At 44.9% G+C, this 24,896-nt stretch carries 18 protein-coding genes; 8 read left to right on the top strand and 10 right to left on the bottom strand.

The window, feature by feature from the left end; all coding sequences use genetic code 11:
• Positions 1–217 precede the first annotated feature (217 nt).
• The gene (locus tag Q7P33_RS01230) at positions 218–1,591 is read left to right on the top strand and encodes a TrpB-like pyridoxal phosphate-dependent enzyme (protein WP_303866823.1); all 1,374 of its coding nucleotides are present in this window, start codon (positions 218–220) and stop codon (positions 1,589–1,591) included.
• 71 nt (positions 1,592–1,662) lie between these two features.
• Here Q7P33_RS01230 and Q7P33_RS01225 read toward each other — a convergent pair whose 3' ends face one another.
• Positions 1,663–3,222 carry an ASKHA domain-containing protein gene (locus Q7P33_RS01225; RefSeq protein ID WP_303866571.1) on the bottom strand — a complete coding sequence of 520 codons (1,560 nt, stop codon included), beginning with the start codon at positions 3,220–3,222 and terminating at the stop codon, positions 1,663–1,665.
• A 17-nt stretch (positions 3,223–3,239) separates the two neighbouring features.
• Positions 3,240–3,593, bottom strand: coding sequence for a rhodanese-like domain-containing protein (locus Q7P33_RS01220; RefSeq protein WP_303866570.1), 354 nt, complete (start codon positions 3,591–3,593; stop codon positions 3,240–3,242).
• Positions 3,594–3,806: 213 nt separating this feature from the next.
• On the opposite strand from Q7P33_RS01220, the gene Q7P33_RS01215 reads away from it, so the two are divergent.
• From Q7P33_RS01215 to Q7P33_RS01190, 6 genes are all read left to right on the top strand, one after another.
• The gene (locus tag Q7P33_RS01215) at positions 3,807–4,478 is read left to right on the top strand and encodes a response regulator transcription factor (RefSeq protein WP_303866569.1); all 672 of its coding nucleotides are present in this window, start codon (positions 3,807–3,809) and stop codon (positions 4,476–4,478) included.
• Between the two features lie 4 nt (positions 4,479–4,482).
• Complete coding sequence (locus Q7P33_RS01210) at positions 4,483–6,027, top strand: HAMP domain-containing sensor histidine kinase (protein WP_303866568.1); 1,545 nt, start codon at positions 4,483–4,485, stop codon at positions 6,025–6,027.
• 398 nt (positions 6,028–6,425) lie between these two features.
• Positions 6,426–7,205 (top strand): polyphosphate polymerase domain-containing protein, encoded by a 780-nt coding sequence (locus Q7P33_RS01205; protein ID WP_303866564.1) that lies wholly within the window; start codon positions 6,426–6,428, stop codon positions 7,203–7,205.
• 12 nt (positions 7,206–7,217) lie between these two features.
• Positions 7,218–7,907, top strand: a complete 690-nt coding sequence (locus tag Q7P33_RS01200) for a DUF4956 domain-containing protein (protein ID WP_303866561.1) — start codon at positions 7,218–7,220, stop codon at positions 7,905–7,907.
• Between the two features lie 296 nt (positions 7,908–8,203).
• Entirely contained in the window at positions 8,204–9,796 is a 1,593-nt protein-coding gene (locus Q7P33_RS01195; protein ID WP_303866558.1) for an FMN-binding glutamate synthase family protein, read from the top strand.
• Positions 9,797–9,931: 135 nt separating this feature from the next.
• Entirely contained in the window at positions 9,932–11,146 is a 1,215-nt protein-coding gene (locus Q7P33_RS01190; RefSeq protein ID WP_303866555.1) for an SHOCT domain-containing protein, read from the top strand.
• A 158-nt stretch (positions 11,147–11,304) separates the two neighbouring features.
• On the opposite strand, the gene Q7P33_RS01185 is transcribed toward Q7P33_RS01190, so the two are convergent.
• From Q7P33_RS01185 to Q7P33_RS01160, 6 genes are all read right to left on the bottom strand, one after another.
• Complete coding sequence (locus Q7P33_RS01185) at positions 11,305–14,343, bottom strand: methyl-accepting chemotaxis protein (protein WP_303866552.1); 3,039 nt, start codon at positions 14,341–14,343, stop codon at positions 11,305–11,307.
• A gap of 67 nt (positions 14,344–14,410) precedes the next feature.
• Complete coding sequence (locus tag Q7P33_RS01180; RefSeq protein WP_303866551.1) at positions 14,411–15,925, bottom strand: BCCT family transporter; 1,515 nt, start codon at positions 15,923–15,925, stop codon at positions 14,411–14,413.
• Between the two features lie 55 nt (positions 15,926–15,980).
• Positions 15,981–16,628, bottom strand: a complete 648-nt coding sequence (locus tag Q7P33_RS01175; RefSeq protein WP_070370238.1) for a B12-binding domain-containing protein — start codon at positions 16,626–16,628, stop codon at positions 15,981–15,983.
• 30 nt (positions 16,629–16,658) lie between these two features.
• On the bottom strand, positions 16,659–18,089 hold the full coding sequence (gene mtgB / locus Q7P33_RS01170; RefSeq protein ID WP_303866547.1) for a glycine betaine--corrinoid protein methyltransferase: 1,431 nt from the start codon (positions 18,087–18,089) through the stop codon (positions 16,659–16,661).
• A gap of 21 nt (positions 18,090–18,110) precedes the next feature.
• A complete protein-coding gene (locus tag Q7P33_RS01165; RefSeq protein ID WP_303866546.1) occupies positions 18,111–19,685 on the bottom strand; it encodes a BCCT family transporter in 1,575 nt (524 codons plus the stop codon).
• A 40-nt stretch (positions 19,686–19,725) separates the two neighbouring features.
• Positions 19,726–20,646, bottom strand: coding sequence for a tetrahydromethanopterin S-methyltransferase subunit H (locus tag Q7P33_RS01160; protein ID WP_070370241.1), 921 nt, complete (start codon positions 20,644–20,646; stop codon positions 19,726–19,728).
• 475 nt (positions 20,647–21,121) lie between these two features.
• Between Q7P33_RS01160 and Q7P33_RS01155 the strand changes: the two genes are divergently transcribed.
• The gene (locus Q7P33_RS01155; protein WP_303866539.1) at positions 21,122–22,546 is read left to right on the top strand and encodes a sigma-54-dependent Fis family transcriptional regulator; all 1,425 of its coding nucleotides are present in this window, start codon (positions 21,122–21,124) and stop codon (positions 22,544–22,546) included.
• 94 nt (positions 22,547–22,640) lie between these two features.
• Here the strand turns inward: Q7P33_RS01155 and Q7P33_RS01150 are convergent, their stop codons facing one another.
• Together Q7P33_RS01150 and Q7P33_RS01145 are read right to left on the bottom strand one after the other, a co-directional pair.
• On the bottom strand, positions 22,641–22,898 hold the full coding sequence (locus tag Q7P33_RS01150; RefSeq protein WP_303866537.1) for a hypothetical protein: 258 nt from the start codon (positions 22,896–22,898) through the stop codon (positions 22,641–22,643).
• A gap of 91 nt (positions 22,899–22,989) precedes the next feature.
• Complete coding sequence (locus Q7P33_RS01145; RefSeq protein ID WP_303866535.1) at positions 22,990–24,807, bottom strand: S8 family serine peptidase; 1,818 nt, start codon at positions 24,805–24,807, stop codon at positions 22,990–22,992.
• Positions 24,808–24,896: the final 89 nt, after the last annotated feature.

Raw genomic sequence — 24,896 nt, 5'->3', positions numbered from 1 at the left:
CATGGTCAAAGGCTTAAGCTGAGTATTCCATGACGTGACAACTACGTCAGTGTTGAGGAATATGTTGGTATTCTGCAGAGGCAGGTTTGATCCTGCGAAAAAAGGTGGCACCACGAGTCGTTATACTCGTCCTTTACATTTAGTAGAGGACGAGTTTTTTGTATTTACAGGCTCTTTGTCTGTAATGAGTAGAATTGCAATAAGAAAGGAAAATACCATGGAAAAGATACCTTATAAGATTTATTTAAGTGAAGATGAGATGCCCAAATACTGGTTCAATCTTCGGGCCAAAATGAAAGAACTGCCCGAACCTTTTGTCAATCCCGGTACTGGCGAGTATTGCACCAAAGAAGAACTACTACCGGTCTTCTGTGAAGAACTGGTCGATCAGGAACTCAATACCACTGATGCCTACATTGAAATCCCCGAAGAAATTCGTAATTTCTACAAAATGTATCGGCCCTCACCGCTGGTTCGAGCCTATTGTCTGGAAAAAGAATTAGATACCCCAGCCGAAATCTACTATAAATATGAGGGTACCAATACCTCCGGATCGCATAAGCTAAACTCCGCCGCTGCTCAAGCCTATTATGCCAAAAAGCAAGGACTCACCTCCTTAACAACTGAAACCGGAGCTGGCCAGTGGGGAACGGCACTTTCGATGGCCTGTGCCTACTTTAATCTGGATCTATCTGTCTATATGGTTAAGGTTTCCGCTGAACAGAAACCCCATCGTCGGGCCGTCATGGAAACCTATGGGGCCAAGGTCATTGCTTCGCCTTCTGATACCACCAACGCCGGACGAAAAATTCTGGCTGAAACCCCGGACACCAACGGATCGCTGGGCTGCGCCATCAGTGAAGCCATTGAGGTGGCGGTCACCACCGACAATTGCAAGTATGTGTTGGGCAGTGTCTTAAATCATGTCGGTCTGCACCAGTCGATCATCGGTTTAGAAACCAAGGCTGCCTGTGATAAGTATGACATTAAACCGGATATCATCATCGGCTGTGCCGGTGGCGGTTCCAATTTACTGGGACTGATTGCGCCATTTATGGCTGACAAAATTGAAGGTAAGAATGACATTGATTTTGTTGCTGTTGAGCCTGCTTCCTGTCCTTCATTAACCCGGGGCCGTTATGCTCTGGATTTTGGTGACACCGGGAAAACCACCCCACTGATTCGGATGTATACCCTGGGTAGTGGCTTCATGCCTTCGCCCAACCATGCCGGTGGGCTGCGTTACCATGGTATGAGCCCGATTATTTCTAAACTATATCACGACGGCTATATCCGGGCAAAAGCGTATACCCAGAATGACGTCTTTGAAGCGGCCACCCAGTTTGCCCGTGTTGAGGGAATTCTGCCCGCCCCGGAATCCTCCCATGCCATTAAAGCAGCCATCGATGAAGCCCTGGCCTGTAAAGCAACCGGCGAAAAGAAAACGATCGTCTTTGGTTTAACGGGAACCGGCTACTTTGATATGACGGCTTACATGAACTATAATGCCGGTAACATGACCGACTATGTTCCCACCGATGAAGATCTCCAGAAAGGCTTTGACAGTTTGCCCCAGATCGATCAAAAATAATTCTTGCGCAACAATAAAGGCCGCCTGGCAATGGATGTTTTCCATTACCGGACGGCCTGTTTTTTTTTAGATTATCGCAAACGTCCCCGTTTTTTCAGGGCTGCTTTAACCGTGGGATAGAGATCAAAATCAGTATGAGGCAAAAACCGGGAGGCATACATTCGAGAAATAAAATCAGTAGCGGCACCAAATTCCAGATATTCGATCCGTTCCTGAAGCTTTGCCACTGCGTCCATTTTTTCACCGTTAATCAACAGAGTGTAAGCCCCCTCCAGAGAACTGTTACCCAAAAACACATAGCGTTCCCGGGGTAAATCCGGATAAAGGCCGATGGTAATGGCCGATTCCAGATTGATATAGGTTCCGAAAGCGCCTGACACATACACGCGTTCCACATCCATCGGCATCACCCCCAGCCGCTCCAGTAAATAAGCAACCATTGTGCTGGCGGCAGCCTTGGTGTCAATAAACTGGCTCATATCCCGCTGGGTAAAAAGTAGTTCTTCACCATTGCCGGATTCATCCTGACTGGCGTATAACACCCCATATTCCCCTTCCCGGCTGACAATTCGCCCGGATTTTTCGGGATTATAACGACCGGAAAAATCAATCCAGCCATTTAACAGCATTTGGGCAATCAGGTCAACGATCCCCGATCCACAAATGCCCAGTGGCCTGTGCCCACCGATGGTCGTCAGAACAAGCTCATTTTCGGCAATCACAACCGAATCCACTGCTCCAACGGTGGCCTTCATGCCATTTTTACTGATGCCGCCTTCCAATGCCGGTCCAGCGGCCCCAGCTCCAGCCACTAGAAAATGCTGATTTCCCAGCACCATTTCACCGTTGGTACCAATATCAATAAACAGGCCCAATTCTTCCTTTTCGTGCAAGCCAGCCACCAGCAAACCGCTGACGGTATCGCCACCTAAATAGTTAGCCACCGAGGGCATACAAAAAAGATAACCATCCGTGTTGATACCCAGCTCCCGAGCTTCCAGATACCCGGTATGGTTAAACACTGGCGCAAAGGGATATTCAAAAATTGGCCAGGGATCGATGCCCAACAAAAAGTGAATCATTGTGGTATTGCCGGAAACAACCATGATGCAAGATTCCTGAGTCCTGATTCCGGTGGTTATTTCCAGTTGCTCTAACAGTTCATTGAAGGTGTTGACGGTTGCCTGCTGAACGGCACAAAGACGCTCCGGTTTATTCTTGGCATAAAAGATCCGACTGAGAATATCATCGCCATACTGGATCTGATGGTTTAAGCTACTCTCCTCGCCCAATACCCTACCAGAGTTTAAATCAACCAATTTCATAGCCACTGAGGTGCTACCCAGATCCACGGCTACTCCAAAATGCCGTTCGCACTGATCGCCAGCTTCCAGTTGTATCAGCTCCCAGGTTGTCCCGTTATTTACCAAAGTCACAGTGATTTCCCAATTGGCTTCCCGGCACAGCGGATATACTTTTTTGAGCAGACAACGGGAAAAACGCACTGTCCCAAATTCGTGGGTCAATGCGCTAAGAATCCGTTCCTGATCACCGATAATGTCCCCATTTCCTGGCGGTGACAATTTAAGAAATATTTTTCTGGTTAATGCCTTAATCTTTTGTTCTCCCATGCACACCTCATTTTTATTTAGTGGCTTCCACTGACCGTTTCATATCTCCAGCCATTGATGCCACCCAAATTATATACGTTCTGATACCCCATTTTGACCATTTGGCTGGCTGCCCCCTGGGATCTGCCACCGCTTAAACAATAAACAAAAATAGTGGTATTCTTTTCTGGTACGAGTTCCTCCACCCGCTGAACCTGACTTAATGGCAAATTGATGCTGCCGGGAATATGCCCATTGACATACTCAGCGGGTTCTCTCACATCAAGAAGAACAATGTCTTTGTTGGCCTCCAATTGTTGCTTCGCTTCATCCGGGGAAATTCGATTGACTGAATTCCGTGATTCTGATTTTCTTGATAATAAGTTTAACATAATAATACCTTCCTTGTATAATTTATTAGTGCAAATTTTACTGCTCGTTATTATGACAATATTTTACCGTCATTTCCTATTTGTTTCTGTGATAATGTCACACAAGAAAAAACTTTAAAGAATTTTTCAGCCAGTAATCAGCGCCTGTTCACGTAATAAACACTTAGCAATATTATTCTGTTTATATTATAATGAGCAAAAGAGGTGAAGAGGATGTATAAGATATTAATAACCGATGACGAAGAAAAAATCAGAGCACTGATTAAAAAATATGCGATTTTTGAAGGCCATACGGCCGTAGAGGCCGCCAACGGGATGGAAGCTGTCGAGCTGTGCCGTAAAGAAACCTTTGATATTATTATTATGGATATTATGATGCCGGAACTGGATGGTTTTTCGGCTGTCAAAGAAATTCGAAAGAACCAGAACATTCCGGTACTGATGCTGTCAGCCCGGGGCGAAGAATACGATAAAATACACGGTTTTGAATTGGGCATTGATGATTATGTGGTGAAACCCTTTTCGCCGAAAGAATTGATGATGCGCATTGATGCCATTATGAAACGAGCCGGCCGGGAGCAGTCCCAGGAACATGACATCTTTGTGAAGGACGGCCTGACTGCTGACTTTACTGCCCGAAGAATCCTCATTGATAACGAAAATGTTGACATGTCGCCCAAAGAATTTGACCTGATTTTTTATATGATTCGCAACAAAAACATTGCCCTGACCCGCGAAAAACTGATTACCGAGGTGTGGGGTTATGATTTTTACGGGGATGACCGAACGCTGGATACCCACATTAAACTGCTCCGCAAAAGCCTTGGCGATTATGCCGGATTGATCACCACCCTCCGGGGCGTAGGTTATCGGTTTGAAGGTTAGACCCATGAAACCAGCCCAAAGATCATCTCAGAAAAAAACCGGCCCTCTTCAAATCAGCGTCAAATGGAAAATTTTTCTCTTCCTGCTTGGCTTTTGCGGTGTATTGCTGATGCTGCTGTGGTTTTTTCAGGTTGTTTTTTTGAACAGTTTTTACAAAGGCATCAAAATCAATGAAATCAAAGCCACCGCCAGCACCATTGAAAAGAGCATTAATGACGAAAATATCAAAACCATCATTTCGACAGTTTCAGAAGACAATGATATTTGTATCAAGGTGTTATCAAGTTCGGGAGAGACAATCTATTCTTCTCATGTTGTCAAAGGCTGTATTATCCACAGCAAACCAGAGTTTGATGAAAAAGCCCTGCATTCCGAAGTGACCGATAATAATGGTGAACTATTTCAATATTATAACCATGATGGTTATATCAATGAGGTGATCCCTGAACCCGCTCCCGATTCAAATCCTGACTCTGTCGAAAACGCCGAAGCTCAGACTCCCCGCCCGACTGAGGAAAGAGAAAAGGATAAGGATACGCTTATTTATTCCAAGGTCATTGTTGATGCGAACAATCAGGAATTAACCCTGGTGCTTAACTCAATGATTTCCCCAGTGAATGCGACGGTGAATACACTACGGGTGCAATTATATTATATTACCGGTTTCATGATTCTGTTCTCAGTAATCCTGGCCCTCGTGATCGCCCGACTGATTTCCCGACCCATTGAGGCCATTAATAACAGCGCCAAAATGCTGGCCACCGGCGATTATTCCACGTGCTTCAAAGGCACAGGCTATAAAGAAATCGCCGAGCTCTCAGATACCCTTAATTATACAGCCAAAGAGCTTTCCAAGGTTGAAATGCTGCGACAGGAGCTGATTGCCAATATCTCCCACGATTTGCGCACCCCGCTCACTCTCATCAGCGGCTATGCCGAAGCAATGCGCGATTTACCGGATGAAAATAATGCCGAAAATGCCCAGATTATCGTTGATGAAACCAAACGCCTTACCACCCTGGTTAACGATGTGATGGATATCTCTAAATTGCAAACCGGGAATTTAAGCATTCATCCTGCGCCTTACAACTTGACCACTAGCCTTGGCGACTCAATAAACCGGATGAATAAACTAATGGAAATGGAAGGCTATACCATCGAATTTATCGCCGACCAGGAGGTCAATCTCTCGGCCGATGAAACCCGCATCTCCCAGGCCTTTTATAACCTGCTGACTAATGCCATCAACTATACCGGTGTTGACAAAAAAATCACCGTCACCCAAACCATTTTTCCCAATCCCGCTGACAATCTGGCCAACTGGGTTAAAATAGAAGTGGCGGATTCCGGCGAAGGGATTGCCGAAGAAGATCTCCCCTACATCTGGGATCGCTATTACAAAGTCGATAAAACCCACAAACGGGCAGTCACCGGCACCGGTCTGGGGCTATCAATCGTCAAATCGATTCTGGACATGCACCATGGTGATTACGGCGTCACCTCCAAACTCAATGAAGGCTCGGTTTTCTGGTTTACGCTTAAAATTTAATCCCGCAAGAAGCTAACCCAGTACCGACAATTGTTGCATCATGTTGTGACCTAGGGGTCAGATCCTACGCATCGGAGCGGACATGGCATCGCCTGTCCGATTCTTCGCGAAGGCAACGAGCCAATCATAAGCTTGCTTATAGTTAGCGACTGCCCGCGACCAATGCGAAAGGAGCAAAGCGGATTTCGCATGGCGCAGCGAACAACAGATTAACAATTGGTCGGTACGGTAGTATATCGACAACCTTGAAGATACACCTTTGGTGTGTCTTTTTTTATTTTCAGAACGTTCACAAAAAAAACACAAAGTTAACAAACGCTTAACAAACTGCTGGCGTATACTTTAGAAAAGCAGCGATAACGCAGAAAAATATATATAAATGCTACGGAGGTAATACCATGATCACCAAAACATTTAAACGCTATGAAAATAAATATCAGTTAAATGAAACGAAGCTCAAGCAGCTGATGCCAATTCTGCTGGCACATATGAAACCCGACGCTTTCACGCTGAAAAATGGCAGCTACTCCATTTACAATATCTATTATGATACTGAAAACTATGATATTATCCGCCATTCCCTTTCCAAGCCCTATTACAAAGAAAAACTCCGACTGAGAAGTTATTCCATTCCCAACTCCCCGGAGGATCAGGTTTTTCTGGAGCTGAAAAAGAAAATCGGCGGGGTCGTTAACAAACGGCGGGCTACCCTTAGTCTCAAAGAAGCTTCCCACTTTATTTCAAAGCTCCAGTACCCCAGCGAAATCAATACCATGAATCAGCTGGTGCTGGAGGAAATCGAGTATTTCCTGAAAAATCATCCGGTCACTCCCAAAACCTACATCGGCTATGAACGGATTGCCTTTGTCGGCAAAGACGACCCCGAACTCCGGGTAACCTTTGACTACAACTTAAAAAGTCGCCAGCATTGTCTCTCTCTGGAAAAAGGCGATTTTGGCAATTTGCTCATCCCCGCCGATCAATACTTGATGGAGATTAAGATCCTTGGCGCCATCCCCCTGTGGCTGACTCACGCTTTAACCGAGCTTGATGTTTACAGCAGCAGTTTTTCTAAATACGGAAAAGCCTATAAGGATTATCGCAAACAGAGTATCGGTAAGCTGATTCCTCTGCCTATTTATGACAACAGTCAACTGACACCCTGTGTTAATAACTAAAAGGAGACTTATATGATTGAATCACTTTTTTCTACTACCCTGACAGAAACCCTGACCATCCAAACTGCTCTAAGTGTTATTTTTGCAGCTCTGGCCATGGGCTTGTTTATCAGCTTTGTCTATACCCGCACCCGGGGCAAAGACGGTTATTCCCCAGGTTTTGTGGTCACCCTGATCATGCTACCGATGATTATTGCCATTATCATTCTGTTAGTCGGCAACAATGTTGCCCGAGCCTTCAGTCTGGCCGGCGCCTTCAGTCTAATCCGTTTTCGTAGTGCCCCTGGCGACCCCATTGATATATCTTATGTATTTTTTACCCTGGCGGTTGGGCTCGCCTGTGGTATGGGTTACATCCTGTACGGTGCTATCTTTGCCGTAATCCTCTGTACCGTCATGGTTATCCTTAGCATCACCAAGTATGGTAAGCCCAAGGTAAAGAACATGCAGTTAAAAATCACGATCCCTGAAGATATCGACTTTCAGGATTGTTTTAATGACATTCTTAAACACTATACCGTCAGTTATAAAATCCAGCGGGTTAAAACCAGCGATTTTGGCGCATTATTTGAAATCATCTATTGCATCTGCCTGAAGGACGATGTCGATCAGAAAGAATTTATTGATAAACTGCGCTGCCGTAATGGCAACCTGAGCATTGTCCTCAATACCGAGATTATTGATGAAAAAGTTTATATTTAACCATCTTTATCATTGATTCATAACGAAAACAACGGGAAGCTGTAACAATCCATCTTCTCGTCGTTTTCGTTTTTTATTTTAATCATTGGGACAATACTGGCAAATCATCGCAATTGTTCACGTTATCATTTGTAAAAAGGTGTACTCTATTGACTTTATTCCCGTTTGATTTATAATGGTAAAGTAAGTTTTTTTATCAGTTCATCCGGATAAGGTTGTTTTCAATGGCGAGAACAGCCGTTACGTTATGCCTGCTGACTGATAAAGATAAGACTAATTTTCAAGGGGGAAAATTTATGAATCTTCAACAACCGAATGGCAATGATGCCACAGGTACTTTCAACCGATCTAAAAGTGTTGTCCCATGCTCCGGACTCTGTTCACGCTGTGTGGACGGCTGTCGCGGAAATTGCGAAGTTTTCAAGGCCACTTTCCGAGGCCGGGAGCTGATTTATCCAGGTCCTTTCGGTGATGTCACCGCCGGTGGCGATAAGGATTATCCGGTCGATTATTCTCATTTAAATATTCAGGGGTATGCCTTGGGTGCCAAAGGCTTACCCAACGGCGAAGTAGGGACACCCGATAATACCCGCTTCCCCAATGTCAGCACTGAATGTGCTTATGGTTGGGACTCTAAAGTGGCCATGAATGTTCCAATCTTTACTGGTGCTTTAGGATCAACTGAAATTGCCCGGAAAAACTGGGATCATTTTGCTGTGGGTGCGGCGGTATCTGGTGTGACCATCGTCTGTGGCGAAAACGTCTGTGGCATCGACCCACGTCTGGTTCTTGATAAAAACAATATGGTTATCGAAGCGCCCGACATGGATCGCCGGATTGAAGCCTATAAACGATATCATACCGGCAAGGGTGAAATCCTGATTCAGATGAACGTCGAAGATACCCGTCTCGGTGTTGCTGAATACATCATCAACAAACACCAGATTGAAACCATTGAGCTGAAATGGGGCCAAGGGGCCAAATGTATCGGTGGTGAAATCAAAGTTAATACCATTGAGCGGGCCATGGAACTGCAGCGACGTGGTTACATTGTCACTCCTGATCCAATGGATCCCGTGATTCAGGCGGCCTTTAATGACGGTGCGATTCACGAATTTGAACGCCACAGTCGTCTGGGCTTCATCAGTGAAGAAAGCTTTATGGCCGAAGTTGAGCGCTTAAGAGCCTTGGGTTATAAACGAATTACTTTAAAAACTGGCGCTTACGGTTTAAGAGAACTGGCAATGGCAATCAAATGGTCTTCTAAAGCTAAAATCGACCTGTTAACCATCGATGGCGCTCCTGGCGGAACCGGAATGAGCCCCTGGCGTATGATGGAAGAATGGGGTATGCCTTCGATTTACCTTCATTCAGCCGCAGTTGAATTTGCTCAAATACTGGAAGCTCAGGGGGAACGGGTTCCTGATCTGGCTTTTGCCGGTGGATTCAGCAGTGAAGACGGTGTTTTCAAAGCACTAGCTCTTGGTGCGCCTTATGTCAAAGCCGTTTGTATGGGCCGAGCGCTGATGATTCCGGGAATGGTTGGTAAAAACATCGAGCAGTGGATGAAAGAAAATAACCTACCAAAAACAATCAGTGAATTTGGTTCGACACCTGAAGAAATTTTTGTCTGCTACGAAGCTGTCAAAGAAATTGTCGGGGCCAAAGAAATCAAAAACATCCCATTAGGCGCTATCGGCATCTATAGCTACTCCGATAAAATCCGGGTTGGCCTGCAACAGTTAATGGCCGGTGCCCGCTGTTTCAATACTGACAGCATCACCCGTAACGAACTGATGTCCTTAACGGAAGAATGTGCCAAGGTCACCAAGATTCCATACCTGATGGACTGTGGTCGGGAAGAAGCCCTTTCGATTTTAAGAGGCTAAGCATTATTACTGAATGATTTTATCAGCCGTCTGAATTTTTCTTAAAAAAAATTCAGACGGCTGTTTTAATTTGCTATTTTGCTCCTTCACGGGTAAAATAAAATTAACTTTTTATAACGAAAAAGGAGATTACTCATGGGATTAAAAGATCTATTTAAAGATGTTACCGATCTGGCCAAGGAAAGTATTGATTCAATTCAAGCGGATTTAGCCCTAAAAAAAGAAGAACAGGAACGGTTAAGAGCAGAAATGGATCAGCGGATAAAAACTTATACCGATACCCTGGTGGAACAGCTTGTCAATCCTCCTGAAGTACCTGCCCAATCTCTGATCAATGCCAGCGATGATGAGGTACTCAAATTCACAAAAGATTTCAATGATAAACTCTTAATGCCCGCCAATAGTCCGGTATCTACAAAAATTAGTCTGCACCCTGATGACGAAAAAGCCTTAAAAAATGTAACAAAAACATTTCCCGGCTATAATCTTGAGGAAAAATTCCTGTTTCAATTTAGAGATGACAAGGGACAAACCCTGCTACTGACAACCAGTAACCTTTATTTTAAAATTGTTTTCCCTGAAAATCAGTCATTTTTTGCAGTCGGATCGATCCCCCGGGAAAAACTCTTTTGCATCACCATCAATCAGGGCGATGCCCATTGCACAATCCTGGTTAACCAGATTAGTTTAATCACCACCCCAGTAGAAGAAGTCAAAGCCATTGATATTATTACCCTGACAGAATACCTAAAGCGTCTGGGTGGTAATGATTTCGCAATTGATGACAACCAGGTTGATTCCTTCATCGCTGCCAAGCTTGATCCCACGACTCGGGAAATTGTTGCAGGTTTTCTGGAACCGGGCGAAAAGCTGGTCTATTTTGCCTGGGGGCTGGGCAGCCTAGTTGCCAAAAAGTTCATCACCTGCACCAGCCAAAGAATTGTACTTTATGATCGGGAATTGAATTCCAAAAAAAGTTTTCCCTACGACCAGATCTTGTCTCTGACCACCCAGCCCAGTACCGTTTCATTTCTGGACTTGTCCCTGACCCTGGGTATGAACCCCAATGACACCGAGATCAAAACCATTGATGCCATCGAAACCATCAGTATCCTCTATGCCCGGGAAGCCGAGCGCGTCATCCAGATTTATCAGGCCCATACGCCAGATGCTGCCACTGCAGCAACACCAGAGCATTCCCCGGCTGAACCTCTCCAAACCGAAGCCACCGAGCAGACAGCTGAAGACCCAATTGCGATGATCGAAAAACTGGCCGGTTTAAAAGAAAAAGGCATTATCAGCGAGGAAGAGTTCAATCAGAAAAAGCAGGAATTGTTGGCTAAATTATAATCTCCAATTTATTTTGATGTCACCTAAAAAACCGAGAACCGCACGTAAACGTGCAGTCTCGGTTTTTTATTCTTTCAAATTATTTCTGTTATAAGCATCAAATACCCTCCCCAATAACCGTTTTAATTTATTTTCTGACCAGTGTTGACTTTCGCCGCTTAATACTTATCCATTTCCATCGCATCCAGTATAATCTGGGGTTGACTCGACTCCGCTTTGGCGCTTCTACTGATACCATCAGTACTTTCTTTTTTACGCTGGGAGTTTTCCTTAAGTTTGAAGGCTCCAACCATTGCCTTAAGCATTTCAGCCTGACCGGTTAATTCTTCACTGGCGGCAGCACTTTCTTCTGCTGTCGCCGAATTGGTTTGCACCACCTGAGAAACCTGTTCAATCCCCTGGGTGATCTGGGCAATTTCTGAGGCCTGATCATTGGACGCCCGGGCAATATTGCCCACCAGGCCGGTTACCTTCTCAATTTCGTTTAATATTTCTCTCAGGCTTTCTGCCGTTTCATCAGCAATCTTTGTTCCAACCTCGACACGTTCCATGGAGCCTTCAATCAGTCCGGTGGTTTCCTTGGCAGCTTCGGCGCTGCGGGCCGCCAGGGTTCTGACTTCTTCGGCAACTACTGCAAAGCCTTTGCCGTGCTGTCCAGCCCGGGCCGCTTCGACAGCCGCATTCAGGGCCAGAATATTGGTCTGGAAGGCAATATCGTCAATAACCTTGATGATTTTTGAAATATTATTCGATGATTCATCAATATCACCCATGGCCGAGATCATTTTGCTCATCTGTCCATTGCCCACTTCGGCATTTTTGCGGACGCGCACGGCCAACTCGTTGGCCTCATTAGCCCGGCTGGCGTTTTGTTTGGTCTCTCCGGCCACTTCTTCAATGGAGGCAGTCAGTTCCTGGATCGAGCTGGCCTGCTCGGTGGTTCCCTGGGCCAACGCCTGACCACCATCAGAAATCTGTCGGGCACCAATCTCCACCTGAGCGGCGGCCACATCGATATCGGACATGGTGCTGCTCAAGCTGGCACTGATGCCATTAAGGGCTTCCTTAATCACCAGAAAATCCCCGGAATAGGTGGAGGTGATCTCCTGATCCAGATTTCCCCGGCTCATTTCTGCCAGCGTAATGGCAATCTCATCAACATAACGTTTCAGATTCGCAATGGTCTGATTCATCGCTTCTTTAATGATGGCATGGTCGCCCTGATAATCGCCATCCATTTGGGTATTGAGATTTCCGGCCGCCAATTCTTTGAGCGTTTCAGAGGCCTCATTGATGGGATGAATCACGGCATCCAGAGTCTGATTAAAACCTGCAATGACTTTTTCGTACTCCCCGGTAAATTTTGTCTGATCCCCTCTGAAACTCAGATCCCCCTTAACGGCAGTGTCCGCCATTTTTTGAGTTTCTGCCACCAGTAGGACAATGTTCTCCATCATTCCAATCAGACTCGGGATCAGGGTATCCTTATCACTTCGTTTGCCGATGGCTTTCAATTCGCTTAAATCGCTGAGTTCCCCGGCTTCAATATGATTGGCAATCTGCACAATGTGGACCAGTTGGCTATGAACCGCATTAATCGCTTCACCAATTTCACCATAGATTCCCTGATACTGATTTTCAATGGTTTGGCTAAGATCATTCTGGCGCATTAAGGTCAGCACCCGGTTTCCCTCTTTTAAAGCGCCCAGTCCGTCAATACAGGCATTAATGCTCTGTTTCAGTTTGTCAAAGTCGCCCTGATAGGATTTTGTAATCTTGTCGGGAATTTCGCCCTGGCCAATTTTATTCACATATTCAGCAGCAATATTGAGCGGACCAACGACCGCATCCAAAGTGGCATTGACCCCTTCGACAATGTCTCTGAAACCCCCGTGAAATACCTCCGTATTCCCTCTGGTTTCCAGTTTTCCAGCTACTGCTGCATGAGATAACCGGGTCGCTTCCTGGATTAAATTGCGGATGGTTTCAATGGTACGTTTGAGTGCTGGAGTGATCTCGTCGAACTCATCTTTTTCTTCAATATCAGCCGACACATCCCCATCTGAAATCTGGTTCATGGTTCCGATCACCACGTTCTGAAGTTCGTCGGCAAACTCGTCCATCACCTGAGCCATTTCGCCAATTTCATCCTCGGATTCCAGATTCAGCCGAATCCCCAGATGCCCTTTACCCATTTCTTTGATCATGTGGTTGACACTGGCAATCGGTTTGGTGATGGATGTCGAAAGTTTGTATAAAATAAATCCCAATACCAGAAAAACGAACACTCCCGCCAGCGCAATCAATAGAATATTTTTTGTAATTGCAGCTTGAACACTCGTCATCGAATAGCCAATATTTAGGGCCCCTTGAAGTTCACCATTGATGACAACCGGGTAGATCACATTGTAGACGTTGGCGTTTTCCGTTTCGTCAAACAGTTCCTGCGCTATCATTTCACCATCAAGCGCGACTTTTTTTATGGTCTCATCCTCCTGATAGCTCCTGCCGATATCGTCTTTGTTGCTGTTGGCCACTCCGACCAGATCTTTGTCAATGAAACTGGCCGAAACAATGCTTTCATCGGATACCAATTCATCAATCAATGCCTGATAGCCAAATTTTTCCGTCAGTTCCAGCACCCGATCCGCTGATACTCCGGCCTGAACAAACTCGCCGGTGTTGCTTCTGATATAGCCATATTTAAACAGATTTCCCGTTTCACTATCGGCCCGGATATCTTCCATCAGTTCCGGGGCGCCGCTGACCATAAACTCATGGATGGGGTGATCTGCCGGAACGGTCCAGCCCAGATATTCGCCAAAGGCGGCGTTGGTAATGGTACCGGTCGGATTATAGAGGTAAATAGGATTAATACCGGTTTGCTCAGATAGTTGCGTTAAATACTCATCGCTGACCCGATCCCGATTGGCAAAAATAATATTTCCGACACTCCGAATCTGCGCCTCCAGCATTTCATTCATCGTTTTAACGGCTTCGGTATTATCTTCAATCCGATTGACAAAGCGCTGAGATGATGAAAAGCCGCTTTCCCGCATCTCGGCCAATAAGCTGTCCCGTGTCAGAACCGAAGAAATTGCCCCGATCATGATGACTCCTGCCAGCACACAAATAAGCGGTATAAACAACAGTTTAGTCTTAATCGACTTTCTATTACGGTTACTTCTTTCTTCCATTTCCAATTACCTTCTTCCCCTCTTATTTGATTATCTCATCCGATCATGTGATCGTTTTAGGACAAAATTAATTGTTTTTCTCGCTGGCAAATGCCTTGTAGATGGCCGCACACATCATAATAATAATCAGTAAAAATGGTAGCGCCATAATGATTGAAGTATTTCGCATGGCAACCAGTCCCCCACTAAAGAGCAGGACAATCGCCATTAAAGAGAGTAGCGTCCCCCAGATAATTTTAATGCGGGTATCCGGATTTAAGTCACCATTTCGGGAAAACATCCCAATGACAAAGGTGGCGGAGTCGGCCGAAGTCACAAAAAATGTCATAATCAGAATGGTTGCCACAACGGAGAAAATGCTCCCCAGTGGCAAATGGGCCAGAGTCGCAAACAAGCCGATCGTCACGTCATTCGTCACCTTGGAGACTAAATCAGCTCCATCAAAAATTTCAAAATATAAAGCAGTCCCGCCAAAAACCGTAAACCAGATACAACAAAAAATCGCTGGCAGGATAATAACTCCCAAAACAAATTCTTTCACCGTCCGACCTTTTGAGATTCTGGCAATAAAGGTTCCTACAAAGGGACCCCAGGAAAGCCACCAAGCCCAATAAAAAATTGTCCAGGTGCCAATCCAGGGATCTTTTTCAAACGGTGACAAGGCCAAACTCATCGGCAGCAGATTTTGCAGATAACCACTGAGACTGACAAAAAAAGTATCGAGAATAAACACGGTGGGGCCAAAAGTAAAAACAAACAGCAAAAGCAACACGGCAATAATGATATTGGTGTTGCTGAGTATTTTTATTCCCTTGTCAAGGCCAGTGGTTGCGGATATTAAAAATAGCACCGTGATCACAATGATAATAATGACCTGGGTTGTGATATTATTGGGGATATTAAACAAAGCGTTTAAACCGCCATTAACCTGCAAGGCACCCATTCCCAGTGACGTCGCCACGCCGATCACCGTTAATATCAATGCCAGGATATCGATTACATGACCAATTGGCCCCTTGCTTTTTTCTCCTAACAGGGGGTAGAGGGTGGAACTGATCAGACAGGGCATTTTTTTTCGGAAGGTGACGTAAGCCAGAGCCAGTCCGACAATTGCATAAATTGCCCAGGGATGCAGTCCCCAATGCAAAAAAGTATAACGAAACGCCATCATCGCCGACTGATTTGAAGCAGGTTCGATCCCCATCGGTGGTTGGGCATAATGAAAAATCGGTTCAGCAACACCCCAAAAAACCAGGCCAATCCCCATCCCGGCACTGAAGAGCATCGCAAACCAGGAAAAGTTGGAGTACTCAGGACGAGCATCGTCATCTCCCAAACGGATTTTCCCAAATCGACTAAAGGCCAGAAAAAGCGAAAAAGCCAGAATCCCCAGCACCGTTGCCAGGTAAAACCAACCCAGATCATTGGTGATTATTCCAAACAACTGACTGGTAGCGGCCAATAATTGCTCCGGGAATAAAAAGCCAAAAATGAGAAACAACAGAATGAGTATAATTGAAACGTAGAATACCATCTTGTTCACTTCCTTTTGATGCCAGAAAGGTGCCAAAATTAAAATCATTCTGGCACCTGTTTTGGCAATGTTAAATTATTTTATCATAGTTTCTGAGAATAATCTAGGCTAATAACTGTTTACACAGCTCGACAGCTTCATCAGCTGTTTCGGCCCAGCCATCAGCCCCAATATCTTCGCCCCATTTAGCACTGGTCGGGCCACCGCCGATAATAATTTTGTACTTATCACGAAGATTATTATCATTGAGGTATTCAACCAATGTTTTTTGCGATTTCATGGTGGTGGTTAACAAAGCACTGGCAGCAATAATTTTGGCACCTACTTCATCGGCCTTGGCAACAAATTCTTCGGCTTTCTGATCGATCCCGATATCGTAAACTTTAAAGCCAGCTGATGTCAGCAGGGCCCCGACAATGTTCTTGCCGATGTCATGAATATCACCTTCAACGGTTCCCAGAACGATTTTACCCTTATCTTCATAGCCGCCATCACCTTCACCGGCAGCCAACACTTCTTCAAGAACATCCATTCCGGCTTTCATGGCATCTGCTGCCATCATAACATCCGGTAGAAAAGCTTCGCCGTTTGTCCAGGCTTTGCCAACTTCTTCAATCCCTCCGATAAAGCCCAGCTGAACGGCCTGTACCGGATCTACTTTTTCAGCGATAACTCGTTCTGCCAACTCAACTGCTAAATCTTCATCACCATCCACAATTGCATCTTTAATTTCATCAAAAATTGTACTCATTATTCTTCTCCTTTTATACCTTTATTATTGTTATTTAATCAATTCTTTGGTTCGTTTTTCAATAAATGCTTCAATTTTGGCTTTCACGTCAGCATCCAGCTCTGGTGCAGTGTAGTTAGCCAGCACTTCCTGCCATCGGGCTTTGGCTCGCTGGTTGGTATCCAACCCATCTTTGGCCCACGCATCAAATGACTGTCTGTCACTTAAGGCTGGTCGGAAGAATTCGGTTTTAAAATTCTTACGCGTATGTTTCTGAGTCAGGAAATGTCCGCCTGGTCCTACAGTCTTGATAACATCAAAAGCCATTTTTTCATCGCTGTCACAGTCAAAACCTTTTAGGTAGCGCAATACCATACCGGCGATTTCATCATCTACCATGAACTTTTCATAAGACATGGCCATGTAATATTGCAGAATCCCGGCTGTATGTAGCACAAAGTTGACGCCGGTGGTGCTGGCCGCAAAGAGAACCATCATCGATTCATAACCGGCCTGGGCATCAACGGTTTTAGCATCACTCAAACCGCCGCCCCCACGACACGGAACACCATAGAAGCGTGATAACTGGGCACTGGCTGATGCGAACAAGGCATTTTCCGGATTACCGATTGATAATGAACCGGTTGACATATCTGAGGCGGTAGAAGTTGATCCATAAACAACTGGAGTCCCGGGGTTGATACACTGAGCCAGGGTAATTCCTGCCAGGACTTCCGCATTCTGTAAGGATAGCGCCCCTGCCATGGTAGCTGGTCCGGTTGATCCGGCCATTACCAATGAAGCAATAACCATTGGCTGTCCCGTTTCAGCATAAGCCATTAAACCACCCAGCATTCGATCATCATATTTAAGCGGTGTAACCGAGTTGATCAGGCAGATCAGAGCCGGTTTTTCTTTGATCACATCCAGTCCCCCATGAAGAATGGCGGTCATCTCAATGGAGTCTCTGGCAAATTCATATCCGGAAGAGCTCCCCATGAAACATTTGTCAGAATTGGTAATATGGCTGTAAGCCATTTTAAGATGGCGGATGTCATCGGGAACGTCCGTTGGTTCAACGACTGTTCCACCGGTCATGTGGATATTCTTGCTGGCGCCAGCCAGTTTCACAAAATTATCATAGTCGGCCATGGTCGCATCGCGTTTACCACCCTCTGCATCATAAATAAAGGGAGCACCATAACCCGGCATGTAAATGGTATTACCATCACCGCAAACCAGATTGTGTTCAGGATTACGGGCATGAAGGGTAAACTGAGCTGGGGCCTTTTCAACCATTTCTTCGACAAAGTCCGGTTCCAGAAAAACGCGGTGTCCTTCGACCCGTTGACCATGTTTTTTGAAAATTTCGATGACCGGATCATACGAAAACTCAATCCCAATTTCCTTTAGAATCTTCATACTGTTCTTGTGAATCTTATTAATTTGTTCATCCGTTAATACATCAAATTTTGGTAACATCTAAAATACCTCTTTCTTTATTTATTCTTGACCTTCCACAGCCTGCTGTGCACTGCCAATGTTGTTTAACTCTTTACTGTTTATCAGTCCCTGGCTTTCATTGTAGTCGGCTTTCAGGGCTTTTAATATACTGACGCACATGACCAGCATGACCAGCATATAGGGGAAGGCGGCAACAATTGAAGCGGTTTGTAAAACTTTTAAAGCTGATGTTCCACCAACCAGGATCAGCACGATGGTAATGAGACCCTGGGCAATCCCCCAGCCGCCGCGAAGCTTTTTATCGGGATCCATATCGCCGCCGGAAGTCAGCATTGCCAACACGTAAGTGGCTGAATTGGCTGCGCCAACAAAACAGACGACAATCAGGAAGATTGCCAGAATCGAGGTGATCCCATATGCTGGCAGCTGTTGCAGCAGTGCATAGAGTCCAGTCGTATAATCTGCGCCAACGGCAGCTTCAATGGCACCATTGCTTATTGCGTTTAGATTAAAGGCGGCACCACCATAAATGGCAATCCAGATTAATGAAAAACCGGAAGGCAGTAAGGATACCGCAATAACAAATTCTCTGATCGTACGGCCTTTCGAAACCCGGGCGACAAACTGCCCAACAAACGGAGCCCAGGCAATCCACCATGCCCAATAAAAGACGGTCCAGCCATTAACCCACTCAACATTTCCCATCCAGAAGGTTTGTCCCACCAGGTTTTGCAGATAGGCGCCCAATGAATTGGTAAAATTATTTAAAATATAAACACTGCCACCAAAAACAAAGATAAATACCATAAAGGCGATTGACAGCCAAATTTTAATGTCTGCTGCCAACTGCATGGCTTTATGTAGACCAGAAACAGTCGCCAGTGTAAAGATGGCTGTCATAATTGCAATGATAATTGATATGGTCATCGGTGATGCTTCGATACCCCAGATATAGTTAAGCCCTGAAGCGATCTGGCTTGATCCGAAACCAAGGCTGGTTGCTACCCCAAAAATGGTGGCAAAAACAGCCAGAATATCAATTGTTTTACCAATCGGCCCTTTTATCTTATCACCAATCAATGGATAGAAGGCTGAACTGATCAGAAATGGCATGCCTTTTCTGAATTGGAAATAAGCCAGACCTAAACCTCCGATGGCAAAAATGACCCAGGGGTGTAATCCCCAGTGAAAGAAAACGATTCGCATCGCCAGCTCCTGAGCCGCCTGCGTTCCGCCTTCACCCATTGGCGGGGTCAGATAATGCATAATCGGTTCTGACACCGACCAGAAAACCAGTCCAATCCCCATTCCGCCTCCGAACAGCATCGAAAACCATTGAAAATTCGAAAACTCCGGTTTGTCGTCATCTTTTCCCAGTTTGATTTTTCCAAAGGGACTGACCACTAAACCGATGGCAAAAACGATAAAAATCCCCACCGCTACTAAATATAACCATCCAAAATTCGTTGTAATGATTGCAAACAGCTGATTAAAAACAGCGCTTGTGCCTTCAGTAAAAAGCAAGCTTAATAATACAAATACTAATGCAATCCCCGCAGAAACATAGAATACGGTTTTATCCTTCATCTTGGTAGCTGGTTTTTTTTCTTCCATCACACGTAATCCTCCTTCTAAATTTGTTTTTAGAATTTTTTTAGAATATTTTCATTAGTGGTGTTTCCAAAGTACCCAGTTTTGTGCCGGTAATTTTGTTGCAATAAGCCATCATGGCATCGGTTGTCGCAGTTGCCTGATATACCCAGCCTGCATTTGCCATTGGTCCATAGAGAATGAAATCAGCACCATGAGTAACTGGGAAAGTAAATACTGATGCCCCTGCCGCTTCAAAATATGGGCTTCCTTTGGACCGCATTTTTTTCCAGAGGTATAAAGCATTTGACGCTGCACAGCCACCTGGTAAACCATATTGTTCCTTGATATCGCGAATCGCCATCGCCGTCCAACTGCTGCTGGCAACATCGAGCACGCCGGGATCAATCAGGAATTGTTCGACCCCTGCCCGTTTCGCTTTGGTCAATAGGCCTTCATGTTTTTCATCCCCAACCAGCAATTTTACCCGTTTTGCCGGTTGCAGACTTTTCTTACTAAAGGCCAGAATAACAGCTGTTTTAACACCACACTCTTTTAACACTTCCAATTCTTCTTCGGTGCAGCTTTCTTCCAGCGAATTATAAATAATTCTGCTCATGGCAGCTTCATCCTTAGCAAAGTGTTTAAGGGTATCCATTCGAACTTCCGGACTGGGACTATCCAGTAAGATTGGTGAGGATGTATTCTTTAATACAAACTCGACATGTTTGGTCAATGCCACCTCGGTATCGCCAAGAACATCAACAATTCTGGGATTCCCGGTTTCTGCTGACAATTCGGCTTCGGTATCCAGTAAGCCTTTCGCTGCATCTTCATCAAAAATCCCTTTTTCTGCATCTTTTATAATTTTATGGCCCCGATAAAAAATACTGCCAATTAAAACCGTCGGATACTCACCCGGTTGTCCACCAATTTTGGTGCCATTAATGTCGTAAACAAATTGATCTGTAGTAAATCTAAACATTTTGTACTCCTTTTAAAATAGAACTTAATAATTGCGAAACTCACAAACAAAAAACAAATTGCCCTTCTCCTCTAATCATCTGGTCTTATGCGATGGCTTCTGTTTTTCTTTCTCGTAGTTGTATCGATTACACTATCTTTTTTCTCCTTTCTAATATATTTACGAGATATCGTGTTTGATCTGCCAATATGTATCGCAATTATCGTGCCAAAACTGTGATATGCAGCATATTCAATTTATAGCCATTTTTGACCATTCGTAACAATTTATTTTTTCCAGAAATGAAAAGCGACCCGTTTATTTTTCATTTTTGAAAAATCCCGATAATTTTCTTTTTCACTTGAATAACAGACGATTTTGATTTATGATCAGTTCATCGATGAAAACGATTTTTATCAGGCTGTACTTTCGTGGCACGATGAAATCGCACTAAATAATAAGGAGAACATATCTTAGAATATGTGATACGTAAATAATGATTACCAATGCATTTAATCACAGTCCGGAATATCAGGCGTATCTGAAAACCCTTTCCAGCGAATTTTTTCTGGACATTCTGGAGAATAGTTTTATTGAAGTAACCGTTACTGATAAGGATGGCAAGGTTCTCTATGCCAATCCGGCCTGTCTGGAATACCATGGCATTTCTGCCGAAAAAATGTGGAAGTTAAATTTCTTAACCTCATTCCAGGGCTTTTGGACCCCCCCTTCGACGGCAACTGCAATCAAAAAAAAACACACCATCATCTCCCGCCAACGATCCCTGCTTACCGATGAGGAACACATCACCATCACCACTCCACTTTATAATACCGATCACGAGTTGGTAATGCTGGTTTACAACACCTTAAAACGGGAGTCGTTTGTAAAATTTGATCTGGATTATCTGAATCCGGAAAAAGAAACCGATGAAGATGATGAACTAAAAGCGCACAAAGGTTCCCGTGAGGAACGAACCAAAGCCAGTAACAACATTGTTGGCCGCAGCTACATCCTCTACCAGACCCTGCACAAACTGAAAAAAGCGGCCAAATCCGATATCCCAATTCTGTTACTGGGCGAAAGTGGGGTCGGTAAAAGTCTGGTGGCCAAGTTTATTCATGATTGCAGCCCCCGTAAAGCCAACCCGTTTATTTCGATAAACTGCGCTTCCATTCCTGATAACCTGATTGAAAGCGAGCTCTTCGGCTATGTCCCCTACGCCTTCACTGGTGCCAGTCCCAAAGGAAAAAAGGGCCTGGTGGAAATGGCTGATAACGGCACCCTCTTTCTCGATGAAATTGGAGAATTACAACCCAATATTCAGGTCAAACTGTTGGATTTTTTGGAAAATAAGCGCTTCACCTCAGTTGGTGGACTGGAATCAAAAACTGTCAATACCCGGATTATCACCGCCACCAACAAGAATTTAGAGGATCTGGTCGCTAAAAATACTTTTCGTGAAGATCTGTACTGGCGGATTAACGGCATCACCCAAACCATCCCCGCACTTCGGGAACGGCGGGATGATATTTTCCCGATTGCTCAGTATTATTTGAAAGAATACAACAAAAAATACAACCAGAACAAGGTTTTCTCAAATCCAGTGATCGAATCGCTGATTCAATACGACTGGCCAGGAAATGTCCGACAGTTAAAAAATGCAGTGGAACAGATGGCTGTAATGAGTCTTGGCAGCGTGATTGGCGTTGATAAACTGCCCGAGCAACTGAGTGCCTTTTTCGCCAATGAGGGAATTAAAAAAAGACAGATCATTTTTGATGACCTGGTTGAAAATTACAAACGGGGACTGATTGAAGATTATTATGAGATTTACGGCAATATTAATGACCTGGCCGATTCTTTGGGGTTAAGCCAAACAACCGCTTATCGCCTGGTGAATAAATACATCAAAAAATAACAACACCTAAACAGGGGGGCTGTAAAGCTCCCTGTTTAGGTGTTGTATTTGAGTGGGCCGTCCCACTATGTCACTTTATAAAAACACTGGCCAATTAAAATATCAGGGAACGATCTTTTGACCAGAACGATTTTTTATCCCAACTAAACTCAATATCAGCATGAATTTCGATAAAATAGTTCTTGATCAACCCATTCAAAACATCCAGATTATCAAACCGGTTATCTTTATCCATCGATTCAATCCACATGCTCTGTCCGCCACAGGCATCGCTCAAGTGTACCTTATACGCCAGATCCTGTTCTGTAATACGTCTATTTATTTCGCTGATATTATCCCAGGTAATAATCATCTCCAGACACTCCTTCCCATAATGATTTCTTATACGTTCATGTACCCAAAAAAACTGCTTTTATTCATAAAATTTATATTGGCAATTCTTTTTAACTGACAAACGGCCGACTGGTCGATCCCGGTGCTGTTGCACCTTTAGGAACAATTCGAATTTCAATCGCCTCCAGTCGCAGTGACTTACCCTGAGTACCGGAACTGCCGCCATTTTTAGCCCAATCCAACCAGCCGTAATTCTGGCTGTGAACCCGATAATAGACATCGTAGTTGGCTGCTGCAGCGCCAGTCAAACGAATTTGAATCGCCTCCAACCGCAGTGATTGGCCAAAGGTTCCACTGGTTTGACCATCATGCTTAAACCCCTGCCAACCAATGTTCTGAACATGGGTCTGATACTCAATCCCGAGATCGTTGCCCAGATCATTCACATTGATTTCAATTCCCTCCAGTCGCAAAGATTGACCTGATGTACCACTGATCTGACCATCACTTTTCCAGTCCTGCCAGCCGACATTCTGGACGTGAGTGCGATAGGTCGTCCCCGCCGTATCGCTCGAATGAATGGCTGCCACCGCCAAACCCAACTGAATCAACCCACTACCATAGTAAGGGTCGCTACCGGTTGTTCCCAGATCCAAAGCTGTGCTTTTTAAAAGCGTTTCAACCGCTTCAGCATTGAGACTGGCATCTGCCGCCATCAATACCGCACAGGCACCAGCCACAATCGGACTGGAAAACGACGTGCCACTGGCGTATTCGTAACCGCCGCTTTTTGCGGTTGTTAAAACTGATTGGCCCGGAGCCACTAAATCCACCTGATCATTATACTGAGAAAAGGAAGCCCGGGTGTTATCCTTATTTGTAGCACCTACCGATATAACATGGTCATAGGATGCCGGATAAGCATATTGTCCCACCCGGGAATTCCCTGACTCGCCTTCGTTCCCTGATGATGCCACTACTATTTTCCCGGCGCTGACTGCCTCACTAACTGCTACAGCCAGTGAAGAAAAGGTTCCGTATCCGCCGAAACTCATATTGATGACTTTTACCTCCGGACGTTCAGCAGCTTTGAGAATAGCTGCGCATATATAAGCCACATCCAGCTGAGTATCTCCGCTGTACATCCCCCCGGTACGGTACGGAGCAATTTTAACATTGGCCAAACCGGAAATTCCCGCTGTGCCAATTCCATTATTGGCAACCGCCGCAATACACCCACTGACAGCAGTACCATGGCCAGCCAAATCCACCACATCTGTCTTACCGGTCACAAAATCATACCCGGTCACGGTATTGCCAATCAAATCCGGATGATTGACATTTAATCCAGTATCAATAACCGCCACTACCACCGGGTCGGCATTGGAGATCTGGTTCCAGATCTGATCGGCACCGACTCGTTGAAACTGCCAGGCCGAACCATTGGTCACATAAGGATCATTGGGCAATGACGTCACCTGAATTTTGTCATTTTTATCAACTGCCAGGACATTAGGATTCTGAGCCAGATCAGCCATCAGCGCATCCACATTTGTTTTTTCACTGACTTCGATCAGGTCAACCCGATTCGAAAGCTGCTCTCCAGAAGCCACCTCCTCGGTAGTCAAGGCCAGCTCTTTAACATTGTCTTCACCGCTTTCAGCGTAAACAACAATGATTTGCTGCTCCAGATTTTCGTTGGTATTCACTTCCGGCAGCTGTTCCAGGGTTTCAATCTCGGTGGGCTCCCCATTACCTGATTCAGTCCCGTCATTTAATGGCACATTGATTTCCGCCGACGCTGTTGCCATAACGGACTGAACTCCCGGATTAACCGAATCTTCTGCCTGGCTCACCGCTGGAAACAACAAACAGAAAACAATCATGATCGCCAATCCTCGTCTTAGTATACCAAATTTCTTATTCATGATGTCCTCCTGCCCTGTTGCCGGTGTTGGTTTTGTTTACATTATCTTTCATGGTGTAATCCTTTTCTTTTCTACTACTCAAACCATTT

This window comes from Acetobacterium wieringae (assembly GCF_026646375.1).
GTDB classification, from domain to species: Bacteria; Bacillota; Clostridia; order Eubacteriales; family Eubacteriaceae; genus Acetobacterium; species Acetobacterium wieringae_A.
This window is presented reverse-complemented; position numbering and strand designations above follow the sequence as displayed.